This is a genomic window from Microbulbifer mixtoriginis (SeqCode), assembly GCF_052466695.1.
In genome coordinates this window covers 2,916,216-2,931,057 of record NZ_CP174285.1, presented here as the reverse complement: position 1 = coordinate 2,931,057, position 14,842 = coordinate 2,916,216, and the positions used below count along the sequence as shown (strand labels likewise).

Below are 14,842 nucleotides of genomic sequence, written 5' to 3'. Positions count from 1 at the left end.
ATCGGTAATTATCTTAACCTTCTTGTGCTTAAGTTTTTGTGCATATCTCTCTGTGCTTGTTAGGTTATTTTATGAATAGAGTATTTAATATTTAGCATGATAAAGATATTCAAATTGACAGGCCCACTATTTGCCGTTGGGTTTGTGTCTTTTAGTTTCTTGCCACAACATGCCCAGGCCGGGTGTAGGATTGATGGTGAGCATTCTATAGGTGGATCTAGGGGACAGGTTGTTTACGACTGTTTTGTTCAATTGCCATCTAGCTTCACACTCAGCTATTCAAATCGTAAGGCGACATTAGCCTGGAAAGAGTATACGCTCACCAGCGGAGAAACCAGACATGAAGATTACTCTCTTATTCAAACATTTAATGGCAAAGAGACAGTTTTAGATCACTATCCGCCTTCAACTGGTTCTCGTGTTGTTAATTTAACAGCCAATGGTACTTATTCTTTTTGTTATAAAGCGGAAGGGGAGGCGGGCTTGGTTGGGCCTGGGTTTATTGGGCGCCCAATGACCAGAGAAACCTGCCGTGAGGTAACTGTTACCTCTACGCCTTCTACTATAAATTATCCGACTTTTGATAGTGATGGCTCATATTCCATTAGTTGGTCATCAAGTTCTGCAGCCAGTCGTTATGAGCTTGAGCGCAGTATAAATGGGGGTTCTTGGAGTAGAATTTATAATTCATCTGGCACCAAGATTAATGAAAGTGGTAAATCCAATGGAAGCTACCGATATCGAGTAAGAGCCTGTACATCCAATATGTGCAGTGATTATAAAACCGGTGGAACCCTCAAAGTAGAAAAAACCCCATCAACCCCTTCCTCTATCACTGCTCCCAGTTATACCTCCTCTAGCAGCGTTAATATCAGCTGGGCTGCCAGCAGCGGGGCTACTCGCTACGAGGTACAACAACGCAAGGATAACGGCAGTTGGTCCGGCAATATTTATTCTGGTTCATCTACCAATACAACGGTTTCTTCCCTGAGCCATGGTAGTACTTACCGCTTTAGAGTGCGGGCCTGTAATACCACTTGTTCTGGCTATCGAGAAAGTAAAGATTTAGAAGTCTATTTCCGTCCTGGCGTACCAACACCTAAATTAAATACCACCACCAGCCTCGATGGTAAATATACTGTCAGCTGGAATACCAAGCAGTTTGCCACCAGTTATCAGTTGGTCGATGGCAGTGGCTCCACTCTGTACAATGGTTCTGGTTTAAGTAAGAGTTTCTCTGGTGTTAGCAATGGCTCTTATAGCTATAAGGTTCGCGCTTGTAATGCCAAGGGCACTTGCTCCAACTACTCCTCGTTAGTAACAGTTAAAGTCGATCGCGCTGTTGGTGTGCCCGTAGCCTCAGCTTCGCCAACCAACAGCTGGGATGGCAAGGTCAAGCTTAGCTGGAGCGAAGTTAAAAAAGGCGGTCTTACCGTTGAATATCAAGTGGTAGACAGTGCAAATAAGCAGCTTTATCGCGGCACTGCACGCAGCTACCAGCTGAGTAACTTGCAAGACGGGCGCCACTGCTACCGGGTGCGTGCACTGACCTCAACAGATCAGTCCAACTATTCACCGGAAGCCTGCGCCACCGTAGCGTTGCTGAAGCCACCTGTAGCGCCTAGTTATATCACTGTACCTTCCTCTACTGGCGAAGCTTATACCGTGAGCTGGCCATCAGTTGCCGAAACTGATAGTTATCTGCTGCAGCAACGTATGAATAATGGCAGCTGGAAAACCGTGTATAACGGTGCTGGCAATAGCTATAAATACAATGCCTCTCCATTAGTATTCGGTACGCACGATTATCGTGTACAGGCCGTGAACAAAGCGGGCTCTTCCAACTTTAGTAATACCTTCACGGTAACGATGGAGCTGGATCCCACGGTACAGATTCGCAAGCAGCTGTACTACAACGAAGCCGATCAGGTACCTGCGGCCCAGGAAAATCCTGCCCAGGGTATTTTCTCCCGGGATAGAGCGGCCTTCCGCTACCTGGACCTGATGTATATCGTTGATACCAACACCAATACGGTGATTAATCCTTATGCCAGTGGTGAAGCCACGGTTGAATTTTCCAGCCTATATGACACTGCCGAGCGTAACCGTGCCACAGATGTGGAAGCGTTTATTTTTGAGCAGCTCACTCATCATCCCAACAATGAAAACCTGCAACGTTTCACGCTGGATGTTTACTACGATCGCGCGGTAGCGGAAATGATCCTGGCTAATGAAGCCCTGGATAATGCCCGTATTAGCCGCCTGCGTAACGAAGCGGTAGAGGTCGAAGTTGGTCATATAGAAACTGCACACCAGTTGTTGAAGGATGCCCTGGAGCAGTACAACTCCCTGCTGACCTATGCGCCGGAGTTTTTAGCACAATGGGGTCCCTCCCGTGGTCAAATTAGCCCCCGCTACTACGACCCCAACGACTTGGCACAAAAAGATGTAACCCCAGCAGAATTACTGTTCACCGGTTACAAAGATGTCACCATGCTCTATCAGCTGATGAGCAAATTGGCTTCTACTAAAGTGCAGCAAGCGCGTCTGGCCGTCGTTGCCGGACAGACCAATACCACCCTGCTGGCACAAATGGTTGACGAGATGAATACGCTGCGCAGTGAGTTGATTGCTAAAGAGCAATCCTTGCGTGCGATCTTCCCGGATACCGACTTTACCCAGGTGCAAGGTTTCTCTGGTCTGCCCGAAGCAGTGTATGCATGGCAAACCCATCTCAGCGATTTGGAAAACTCCGTGAGCTGGCTCACGGGCGAAACCAATATTCTGGGCCTGCCACAGGACTCAGTGTTGCTGGTACAGGGTTACGGTATCGATGGCAACACCGTGTTTGATTCCTTCAATGCACTGAGTGACTTCCTCGGTAATGACAGCAGTGGCCCTATTGCCACCGCACAGAATAGTCTCGCCGCTGCAAAAACCAGCTACGAGAACTACCGCCACAGTGCCGACAAGCTGGCCACGGAATATACCGACCGCCACCAGCAGTTGGGCAACTGGCTGTACAGCCTGTTGGGCTTGGAGTTCCCAAGTAACTGCTTCAGCAAAGACTGCATTATTGTTGAAGAGTCTGCACAGCAAGGTAGTGAAATTGCGTTGCAGGCAAACAATATCGATATCGCGCAAATCGCATTGAGCAACAACCTGCAGCGTATGGAAGACCTGCTGAGTGCGATTGAAATCGAAATCGAGCGACGTGCGGAGGAAGAGGGAATCGTCGACGGCATGTCGAAGATCATCCTGGATTACGGCTCCAAGCAGGAATCCATTTCTAAGCAAATCACCAAGATTCGTAAAGAAGCGGAGAAATCCAGAAAACGCGATGGCTTCCTGAAAGTAGTGGGTGGTGCAATTAAAGCCTACTACACCGGAGATACAAGCACGCTAGAGCAAGGTATCGATCAGGTGGTTTCTAGTCATATCAATCTCAAGAGCATTAAAGATATTGGCAAGCTAGAAGCAATGAGTATTCGCTTGGGTGCAGAAGAGCGAGCGAAGCTGAATGACAGCAGCAATAAATTGTTGGATGTCGAAAGCCGAGCGCGCGTGCGCACCATGTGGCTGGAGGCAAATACCATCGCGCTGGATATTGCCCAAGCGGAAGCTACGGTTGAGCAGGAAGTAGAACGTTTAGTCGGCATGCTGAATCAGGCACAGCGGGTTATGAACCAGATGTTCACTACTAATGCCAATCTGGCCGAACGTTATTTTGCTGACCCGATCCATGCCAGCCGCCTGACTACGGAAATGTTGCGTGCAGAGCGTCACTTTGAAGAAGCGCAGAAGTGGTTGTTCTACGCGGCCAGTGCGCTGGAATACAAGTGGCAAGAATCATTTGTGGGTTCAGTGACTGGCTCCAGAAAGGAAGATATTTTCCACGTGCGCAATGCCCAGGAACTGAGGGATTTCTATAGTGAAATGTTGTCCTTCGATCAGTTGCGCAATCTCAGTGGCACTCAGCAGGCGACGGATACCTTCTCGCTGAAAGATGATGTGTTTGGCTATGTAGATGATATCAACGGTATTGCACAGACCTACCAACATCCAGACCCTGCCCAACAAGGTGGTCCTCGTTTAAGTCCGCAGCAAGCACTGCAGGAAAAGCTGCGCCTGTTATCGCGTAAATACGGCAGTGATACCTGGGTAACCGTGGAATTTAGTACTGTGAAAGAATTACCGCGCAGTAACTTCTTCCTGGGGCCAGTTATTGCAGACAATAACGATCTGAGTTGTTTAGCTGCAGGTGGATCTTACCTGGATAAAATTGAGACTATTGGGCTCAATATCCCCCTTGCATTTAGTGTTAGTGGTGAAACCGAAACTCCAGCCTACCTAACTTATGGCGGTACCAGCTTTTTACGTAGTAAAACACCAGGAACTCTGGTGGAGAGTGAGGATGGCGTCGGTATTCAGGATGAGTTTATTACCCATAGCACTCGATTCTGGGATACTGTTGATGGAGCCAACTTGGCTTTCCGTAATAGTTATCGGGTTCCTATGGCCGCTAATTTAGATGTACTTAATAGTGGTGCAGGTTCTAGTTCTACGGTGACTAATGTATTTAAAGAACGTAGTGTCGCCGCCACTGGCTGGCGCTTGTCGCTCAAGCTGGCAGATCGCTATGGCTCACTGGTAGACCTCAATGCGGTTAAAGATGTTGAATTGATCTTTAATCACCGCTTCAAATCAAGAAATATAGATAACTGTGGTGGCGATGATGGCCCTGGTCCATTGTTGCTACTACGTAAGCCTGTAGTTCATTAATCTCATAAATAGGTGCATCTCACATTGTGTGAGATGCATCGTTAATTATCTTAACCTTCTTGTGCTTAAGTTTTTGTGCATATTTCGTTGTGCTTGTTAGGTTATTTTATGAATAGAGTATTTAATATTTAGCATGATAAAGATATTCAAGTTGACAGGCTCACTATTTGCTGTTTGGTTTGTGTCTTTTGGTTTTTTGCCACAAAACGCACAGGCTGGATGTATAAAGGATGGTGAGCATTCTCTAGGGGTGAGAAATACTGTTTACGACTGCAGGGTAGACTTGCCAGCTAGCTTCACACTCAGCTATTCGAACCGCAAGGCTACTTTAGCCTGGAAGGAGTATTCTCTATCGAGCGGAGAAATAAGAAATGAAGATAATTCCATTGTTCAAAGAGTTAGCGGAAAGGAGACCGTTTTAGATCACTATCCGCCTTTAACTGGTTCTCGTGTTGTTAATTTAACAGCCAATGGTACTTATTCCTTTTGTTTTAAGGCAGAAGGAGTTATGGGGTTAGATGGGAATGGATTTGTAGGACGTCCATTTACTAGGGAGACCTGTCGTGAGGTAACTGTTACCTCTACGCCTTCTACTATAAATTATCCAACTTTTGATAGTGATGGCTCATATTCCATTAGTTGGTCATCAAGTTCTGCAGCTAACCGCTATGAGCTATATCGCAGTATAAATGGGGGTTCTTGGAGTAGAATTTATAATTCATCTGGCACCAAGTTTAATGAAACTGGTAAATCCAATGGAAGCTACCGATATCGCGTAAGAGCCTGTACATCCAATATGTGCAGTGATTATAAAACCGGTGGGACCCTCAAAGTAGAGAAAACGCCATCAACTCCATCCTCTATCACTGTTCCCAGTTATACCTCCTCTAGCAGCGTTAATATCAGCTGGGCTGCCAGCAGCGGGGCTACTCGCTACGAGGTACAACAACGCAAGGATAACGGCAGTTGGTCCGGCAATATTTATTCTGGTTCATCTACCAGTACAACGGTTTCCTCCCTGAGCCATGGTAGTACTTACCGCTTTAGAGTGCGGGCCTGTAATAGCACTTGTTCTGGCTATCGAGAAAGTAAAGATTTAGAAGTCTATTTCCGTCCTGGCGTACCAACACCTAAATTAAATACCACCACCAGCCTCGATGGTAAATATACTGTCAGCTGGAATACCAAGCAGTTTGCCACCAGTTATCAGTTGGTTGATGGCAGTGGCTCCACTCTGTACAATGATTCTGGTTTAAGTAAGAGTTTCTCTGGTGTTAGCAATGGCTCTTATAGCTATAAGGTTCGCGCTTGTAATGCCAAGGGCACTTGCTCCAACTACTCCTCGTTAGTAACGGTTAAAGTCGATCGCGCTGTTGGTGTGCCCGTAGCCTCAGCTTCGCCAACCAACAGCTGGGATGGCAAGGTCAAGCTTAGCTGGAGCGAAGTTAAAAAAGGCGGTCTTACCGTTGAATATCAAGTGGTAGACAGTGCAAATAAGCAGCTTTATCGCGGCACTGCACGCAGCTACCAGCTGAGTAACTTGCAAGACGGGCGCCACTGCTACCGGGTGCGTGCACTGACCTCAACAGATCAGTCCAACTATTCACCGGAAGCTTGCGCCACCGTAGCGTTGCTGAAGCCACCTGTAGCGCCTAGTTATATCACTGTACCTTCCTCTACTGGCGAAGCTTATACCGTGAGCTGGCCATCAGTTGCCGAAACTGATAGTTATCTGCTGCAGCAACGTATGAATAATGGCAGCTGGAAAACCGTGTATAACGGTGCTGGCAATAGCTATAAATACAATGCCTCTCCATTAGTATTCGGTACGCACGATTATCGTGTACAGGCCGTGAACAAAGCGGGCTCTTCCGACTTTAGTAATACCTTCACGGTAACGATGGAGCTGGATCCCACGGTACAGATTCGCAAGCAGCTGTACTACAACGAAGCCGATCAGGTACCTGCGGCCCAGGAAAATCCTGCCCAGGGTATTTTCTCCCGGGATAGAGCGGCCTTCCGCTACCTGGACCTGATGTATATCGTTGATACCAACACCAATACGGTGATTAATCCTTATGCCAGTGGTGAAGCCACGGTTGAATTTTCCAGCCTATATGACACTGCCGAGCGTAACCGCGCTACAGAGGTAGAAGCGTTTATTTTTGAGCAGCTCACTCATCATCCCAACAATGAAAACCTGCAACGTTTCACGCTGGATGTTTACTACGATCGCGCGGTAGCGGAAATGATCCTGGCTAATGAAGCCCTGGATAATGCCCGTATTAGCCGCCTGCGTAACGAAGCGGTAGAGGTCGAAGTTGGTCATATAGAAACTGCACACCAGTTGTTGAAGGATGCCCTGGAGCAGTACAACTCCCTGCTGACCTATGCACCGGAGTTTTTAGCACAATGGGGTCCCTCCCGTGGTCAAATTAGCCCCCGCTACTACGACCCCAACGACCTGGCACAAAAAGATGTAACCCCAGCAGAATTACTGTTCACCGGTTACAAAGATGTCACCATGCTCTATCAGCTGATGAGCAAATTGGCTTCTACTAAAGTGCAGCAAGCGCGTCTGGCCGTCGTTGCCGGACAGACCAATACCACCCTGCTGGCACAAATGGTTGACGAGATGAATACGCTGCGCAGTGAGTTGATTGCTAAAGAGCAATCATTGCGTGCGATCTTCCCGAATACCGACTTCACCCAGGTGCAAGGTTTCTCTGGTCTGCCCGAAGCGGTGTATGCATGGCAAACCCATCTCAGCGATTTGGAAAACTCCGTGAGCTGGCTCACGGGCGAAACCAATATTCTGGGCCTGCCACAGGACTCAGTGTTGCTGGTACAGGGTTACGGTATCGATGGCAACACCGTGTTTGATTCCTTCAATGCACTGAGTGACTTCCTCGGTAATGACAGCAGTGGCCCTATTGCCACCGCACAGAATAGTCTCGCCGCTGCAAAAACCAGCTACGAGAACTACCGCCACAGTGCCGACAAGCTGGCCACGGAATATACCGACCGCCACCAGCAGTTGGGCAACTGGCTGTACAGCCTGTTGGGCTTGGAGTTCCCAAGTAACTGCTTTGCCGAGGACTGTGTGATTGTCACGGAGGATGCGCAGAACGGTAGTGAAATTTCTCTGCAGGCGAACAATATCGATATTGCGGAAATTGCACTGAGCAATAACCTGCAGCGTATGGAAGACCTGCTGAGTGCGATTGAAATCGAAATCGAACGACGCGCGGAGGAAGAGGGAATCGTCGACGGCATGTCGAAGATCATCCTGGATTACGGCTCCAAGCAGGTTTCAATTAAGCAGCAGATTGCCAAAATTCGCAAAAAGGCGGAACAGTCTAGAAAGCGGGGTAGCCTGTTTAAAGGGATTGTGAAGTCGGTAGCAGCTATCGTGAGTCAAAATTGGGCTCAACTAGCGCAAACGGTAAAAGAAACCGCAGAAACCGTTGCTGAGCACAACCGCAATATAAAAACGATTAAAGATATTGGTAAATTGGAGGCAGAGAGCGCCCGCCTAGCGGCGGAAGAACGCGCGACCTTAAACGACAGCTCAAATAGACTACTGGGTGTGGAGAGTAAGGCTCGCGTGCGCACTATGTGGCTGGAAGCAAATACCATTGCGCTGGATATTGCCCAAGCGGAAGCTACAGTTGAGCAGGAAGTGGAACGTTTGACCGGCATGCTGAATCAGGCACAGCGGGTTATGAACCAGATGTTCACTACTAATGCCAATCTGGCTGAGCGTTATTTTGCCGATCCGATCCATGCCAGCCGCCTGACGACTGAAGTACTGCGTGCGGAGCGTTACTTTGAAGAAGCACAGAAGTGGTTGTTCTACGCGGCCAGTGCACTGGAATACAAGTGGCAGGAATCTTTTGTGGGATCAGTCACTGGCTTCAGAAAGGAAAGTATTTTCCGTTTGCGCAATGCCCAGGAACTGAGGGATTTTTATAGTGAAATGTTGTCTTTTGATCAGTTACGTAATCTCAGTGGCACTCAACAGGCGACGGACACCTTCTCTCTAAAGGATGATGTGTTCGGCTATGTGGATAATATCAACGGTATTGCACAGACCTACGTTCATCCGGATCCTGCTCAACAAGGTGGCCCGCGCTTAAGCCCGCAGCAAGCCTTGCAGGAAAAGCTGCGCCTGTTGTCGCGTACTTATGGAAGCGATACTTGGGTAACCGTGGAATTTAGTACGGTAAAAGAATTACCGCGCAGTAACTTCTTCCTGGGGCCGGTTATTGCAGGTAATAACGATCTGAGTTGTTTAGCTGCAGGTGGGTCTTATCTGGATAAGATTGAGACTATTGGGCTCAATATTCCCTTGCTGCACAGTGTTAGTGCTGAAACAGAAACTCCGGCCTACCTAACCTATGGTGGCACTAGTTTCCTGCGCAGTAAAACGCCGGGAACCTTGATGGAGAGTGCGGATAGTGTAGGTATCCAGAATGAATTTATTACCCATACCCCGCGTTTCTGGGATACCGTTGATGGAGCAAATCTATCATTCCGCAACAGTTTTCGAGTGCCAATGGCTGCAAATCTCGATGTGTTTAATAGCGGTGCAGCTTCCGTTTCTACAGTGACCAGTGCTTTTAAAGAGCGCAGTGTTGCCGCCAGTGGTTGGCGCTTATCTTTCAAGTTGGCAGATCGTTATGGCTCATTAGTAGATCTCAATGCCGTTAAAGATGTTGAGTTGATCTTCAATCATCGCTTCAAGTCGAGAAATATAGATACTTGTGATGACGATGATGATGTTGGCCCACTGTTGCTACTTCGCAAACCCATGATCCAGTAATTTTGAAAAATCAATGCACCTCACATGAGTGAGGTGCATTGATATGAGTCAATGTGGTCTATGTGAGGCGGAAATTAATTTCTTATTTTGTAGGGTGATAAGCTTTATTTTGTTGATTTGATTTGATTTGATTTGATTTGATTTGCTAGTTGTTTAGATGCGCTTTCTGGTTTTTCTTTCTGGCACTATGTTAATTGGTTTTTTATGTGTGAGGGGGGTGATCTAGGTGGGTTTTTGAAATTTACAGATTATTTGTTTTTGTTGGTTTTTTGATTTTACTTCAGGGCGCTTAGCGGTGATGTGCGGTTTTGGAGTTGGTGGCATGTACAAGATTGGCTGTGATTGATTTCAGATTGTTTGGGTTGTGGATAAAGAGTTTTTCTTAAGGTTTATAGGTTTGGGGTTGTGATAAATGGAAGTGATACCGTTTCTAAGGTTTATGAGTCCAATTTTTCCAATTGGACTTTTGTTGATTATTTTTTTTCCGCAAAGCGTTCGAGCAGAATGTTCACTGGAGGAGTATTTTGTCGGGCAGAATACAGTCTTTGAAATCACTTGTAATCCAAGTTTGCCGTCAAGCTTTTCGTTAAGCTATTCAGATCGTAAGGCAAGTTTAGCGTGGAGTGGTAATCTTCCAAAAATGCTAAGACAAGAAAACTCTCTTGTGCAAAGATTTGGGGGAAAGGAGTCTGTTCTAGATAGCAACCCACCTTTTACAGGTTCTAGGACTGTCAGTTTGACAGGTAATGGTGTTTATTCTTTTTGCTATAAAGCGAAAGGACAAAAGGGCTTTGTTTCAGAAGGTCGGGTTGAAACTGCAGAAATATGCCGTAGTGTAGCTCTCGCTGCTACTCCTGCAGCAATTAATTATCCGACTTTTGATAGCGATGGTTCATATTCCATTAGTTGGTCATCAAGTTCTACAGCCATTCGTTATGAGCTTGAGCGCAGTATAAATGGGGGTTCTTGGATTAGAATTTATAATTCATCTGGCACCAAGTTTAATGAAATTGGTAAATCCAATGGAAGCTACCGATATCGCGTAAGAGCCTGTACATCCAATATGTGCAGTGATTATAAAACCGGTGGAACCCTCAAAGTAGAGAAAACTCCATCAACCCCACTCTCTATCACTGTTCCCGGTTATACCTCTTCTAGTAGTGCCAACATCAGCTGGTCTGCCAGCAGCACAGCTACACGATATGAACTGCAACAGAGCAGGGATAACGGCAGTTGGTCAGGTGTTTACTCAGGCCCTGCAACCAGTAAAACTGATTCCTTCTTGGTTCATGGCAGCACCTATCGATACAGAGTACGCGCCTGTAATACCACTTGTTCCAGTTATCGTGAGGATGGAAACCTAGAAGTTTATTTCCGTCCTGGCGCACCAGATCCAAAATTAAATACGAACACTAGCCTAGACGGTAAATATACGCTTAGCTGGGAAGCTATAGCGCATGCCACTCGCTACCAGGTTGTAGATGGTAATGACTCTACTGTTTACAATGGTTCTGATCTGAGTAAGGGCTTTACAGGCATTAGCAATGGTACCTACAGCTATAAGGTGCGCGCTTGTAATGTTAAAGGCACCTGCTCCAACTACTCTTCACCGGTCAGCGTTATAGTGGATCGTGTTGTTGGTATACCGGTGCTGTCTGCAGCACCCACTAGTAGCTGGGATGGCAAAGTAAAATTAAGCTGGACAGAAATTAATAAAGGTGGTCTCACCGTTGAATATCAAGTGGTAGACAGTGCAAATAAGCAGCTTTATCGCGGCACTGCACGCAGCTACCAGCTGAGTAACTTGCAAGACGGGCGCCACTGCTACCGGGTGCGTGCACTGACCTCAACAGATCAGTCCAACTATTCACCGGAAGCTTGCGCCACCGTAGCGTTGCTGAAGCCACCTGTAGCGCCTAGTTATATCACTGTACCTTCCTCTACTGGCGAAGCTTATACCGTGAGCTGGCCATCAGTTGCCGAAACTGATAGTTATCTGCTGCAGCAACGTATGAATAATGGCAGCTGGAAAACCGTGTATAACGGTGCTGGCAATAGCTATAAATACAATGCCTCTCCATTAGTATTCGGTACGCACGATTATCGTGTACAGGCCGTGAACAAAGCGGGCTCTTCCGACTTTAGTAATACCTTCACGGTAACGATGGAGCTGGATCCCACGGTACAGATTCGCAAGCAGCTGTACTACAACGAAGCCGATCAGGTACCTGCGGCCCAGGAAAATCCTGCCCAGGGTATTTTCTCCCGGGATAGAGCGGCCTTCCGCTACCTGGACCTGATGTATATCGTTGATACCAACACCAATACGGTGATTAATCCTTATGCCAGTGGTGAAGCCACGGTTGAATTTTCCAGCCTATATGACACTGCCGAGCGTAACCGCGCTACAGAGGTAGAAGCGTTTATTTTTGAGCAGCTCACTCATCATCCCAACAATGAAAACCTGCAACGTTTCACGCTGGATGTTTACTACGATCGCGCGGTAGCGGAAATGATCCTGGCTAATGAAGCCCTGGATAATGCCCGTATTAGCCGCCTGCGTAACGAAGCGGTAGAGGTCGAAGTTGGTCATATAGAAACTGCACACCAGTTGTTGAAGGATGCCCTGGAGCAGTACAACTCCCTGCTGACCTATGCACCGGAGTTTTTAGCACAATGGGGTCCCTCCCGTGGTCAAATTAGCCCCCGCTACTACGACCCCAACGACCTGGCACAAAAAGATGTAACCCCAGCAGAATTACTGTTCACCGGTTACAAAGATGTCACCATGCTCTATCAGCTGATGAGCAAATTGGCTTCTACTAAAGTGCAGCAAGCGCGTCTGGCCGTCGTTGCCGGACAGACCAATACCACCCTGCTGGCACAAATGGTTGACGAGATGAATACGCTGCGCAGTGAGTTGATTGCTAAAGAGCAATCATTGCGTGCGATCTTCCCGAATACCGACTTCACCCAGGTGCAAGGTTTCTCTGGTCTGCCCGAAGCGGTGTATGCATGGCAAACCCATCTCAGCGATTTGGAAAACTCCGTGAGCTGGCTCACGGGCGAAACCAATATTCTGGGCCTGCCACAGGACTCAGTGTTGCTGGTACAGGGTTACGGTATCGATGGCAACACCGTGTTTGATTCCTTCAATGCACTGAGTGACTTCCTCGGTAATGACAGCAGTGGCCCTATTGCCACCGCACAGAATAGTCTCGCCGCTGCAAAAACCAGCTACGAGAACTACCGCCACAGTGCCGACAAGCTGGCAACGGAATATACTGACCGCCACCAGCAGTTGGGCAACTGGCTGTACAGCCTGTTGGGCTTGGAGTTCCCAAGTAACTGCTTCAGCAAAGACTGCATTATTGTTGAAGAGTCTGCACAGCAAGGTAGTGAAATTGCCTTGCAGGCAAACAATATTGAGCTTGCGCAAATTGCACTGAGCAATAACTTGCAGCGCATGGATGACCTGCTGAGTGCGATTGAAATCGAAATCGAGCGACGTGCGGAGGAGGAAGGTATCGTCGACGGCATGTCGAAGATCATCCTGGATTACGGCTCCAAGCAGGAATCCATTTCGAAGCAGATCGCCAAGATTCGTAAAGAGGAAGCTAAGTCCAGGCAGCGGCATGGTTATTTAAAAACAGTGGCCGGTACGGTACTAGCCATCTATACCGGCAATACCTCTTTGCTTCAGGAAGGAGTGAACTTTGTCGCGGAAGCTCATCGCAATATTAGAAGTATCAAAGATATTGGTAAGCTGGAAGCAATGAGCATTCGTTTGGGCGCAGAAGAGCGAGCCAAACTGAATGACAGCAGCAATAGGCTGCTGGATGTGGAAAGCCGAGCGCGTGTACGCACTATGTGGCTGGAAGCAAACACCATCGCTCTGGATATTGCTCAGGCGGAAGCGACTGTAGAGCAAGAAATGGAGCGATTGGTTGGCATGCTGAATCAGGCACAGCGGGTCCTCAACCAGATGTTCACCACTAACAGTAATCTAGCTGAGCGCTATTTTGCTGATCCGATTCACGCCAGCCGTCTGACTACAGAAATGTTGCGTGCGGAGCGTCATTTTGAGGAAGCGCAGAAGTGGTTGTTCTACGCGGCCAGTGCGCTGGAATATAAATGGCAGGAATCTTTTATTGGCTCGATCACGGGTTCCAGGAAGGAAGATATCTTCCGATTACGCAATGCCCAGGAACTGAGGGATTTCTACAGTGAAATGCTGGCTTTTGATCAGTTAGGTAGCCTTAACGGGACTCAGCAGGCGACGGATACCTTCTCGCTGAAAGATGATGTGTTTGGTTATGTAGATAATATCAACGGTATTGCACAGACCTACCAACATCCAGACCCTGCCCAACAAGGTGGCCCGCGCTTAAGCCCGCAGCAAGCCTTGCAGGAAAAGCTGCGCCTGTTGTCTCGTAAATACGGCAGTGATACCTGGGTAACCGTGGAATTTAGTACGGTGAAAGAATTACCGCGCAGTAACTTCTTCCTGGGACCGGTTATTGCGGGTAATGGAGATCTCGCCTGCTTGGCAGCCGGCGGTAATTACCTGGATAAAATCGAAACTGTAGGACTTAATATTCCTCTGCTACACAGCGTCAGTGGTGAAACAGAAACTCCGGCCTACCTAACCTATGGTGGTACCAGCTTCTTGCGCAATAAAACTCCTGGAACCCTGGTAGAAAATGCGGACGGTGTTGGTATTCAGGACGAATTTATCACCCATACACCTCGATTCTGGGATACTACTGATAGAACTAATCTGGCCTTCCGTAGTAGCTACCGTGTATCCATGACTGCGAACTTGGATGCGTTTAATAGTGGCACTGGTTCCAGCTCTTCAATGACTAGCGTCTTTAAAGAGCGTAGTGTCGCTGCTACTGGCTGGCGCTTGTCAATTAAATTGGCAGATCGCTTTGGTTCGCTGGTGGATCTCAACGCGGTTAAAGATGTTGAGCTGATCTTTAATCATCGCTTCAAATCGAGAAACATTGATACCTGTGGTGATGATGATATTGGTCCACTGTTACTACTGCGCGAGCCGGTAGTCCACTAACCCTCTTTTTTAATGCCTAATAATTAGAGTATTAATTCGACAACCCAGCAGTCATCATACTGCTGGGTTGTCGTTTATATTGGGTATTGTTTTTTATGGCAGCTCTCATGATGATGAGGTCTACCCATAAAAACTACGAGTCTTTAAAGTGTTTTTTTGAG

Annotated in this window: 3 protein-coding genes; all 3 read left to right on the top strand. The window is 47.5% G+C overall.

Translation table 11 applies throughout. The features are described 5' to 3' along the window. Window positions 1-114: 114 nt before the first annotated feature. The 3 genes from ACJJI0_RS12740 to ACJJI0_RS12730 all read left to right on the top strand — a co-directional run bounded on the left by ACJJI0_RS12740 (window position 115) and on the right by ACJJI0_RS12730 (window position 14,681). The gene (locus tag ACJJI0_RS12740) at window positions 115-4,782 is read left to right on the top strand and encodes a fibronectin type III domain-containing protein (RefSeq protein WP_444882873.1); all 4,668 of its coding nucleotides are present in this window, start codon (window positions 115-117) and stop codon (window positions 4,780-4,782) included. Between the two features lie 508 nt (window positions 4,783-5,290). After that, the gene (locus tag ACJJI0_RS12735; protein ID WP_444882872.1) at window positions 5,291-9,607 is read left to right on the top strand and encodes a fibronectin type III domain-containing protein; all 4,317 of its coding nucleotides are present in this window, start codon (window positions 5,291-5,293) and stop codon (window positions 9,605-9,607) included. Window positions 9,608-10,343: 736 nt separating this feature from the next. Then, window positions 10,344-14,681, top strand: coding sequence for a fibronectin type III domain-containing protein (locus tag ACJJI0_RS12730; RefSeq protein ID WP_444882871.1), 4,338 nt, complete (start codon window positions 10,344-10,346; stop codon window positions 14,679-14,681). Window positions 14,682-14,842: the final 161 nt, after the last annotated feature.

Coding starts and splice junctions, on each gene's coding strand:
- ACJJI0_RS12735 (WP_444882872.1), top strand. CDS start 5,291: ATGGGGTTAGATGGGAATGGATTTGTAGGACGTCCATTTACTAGGGAG.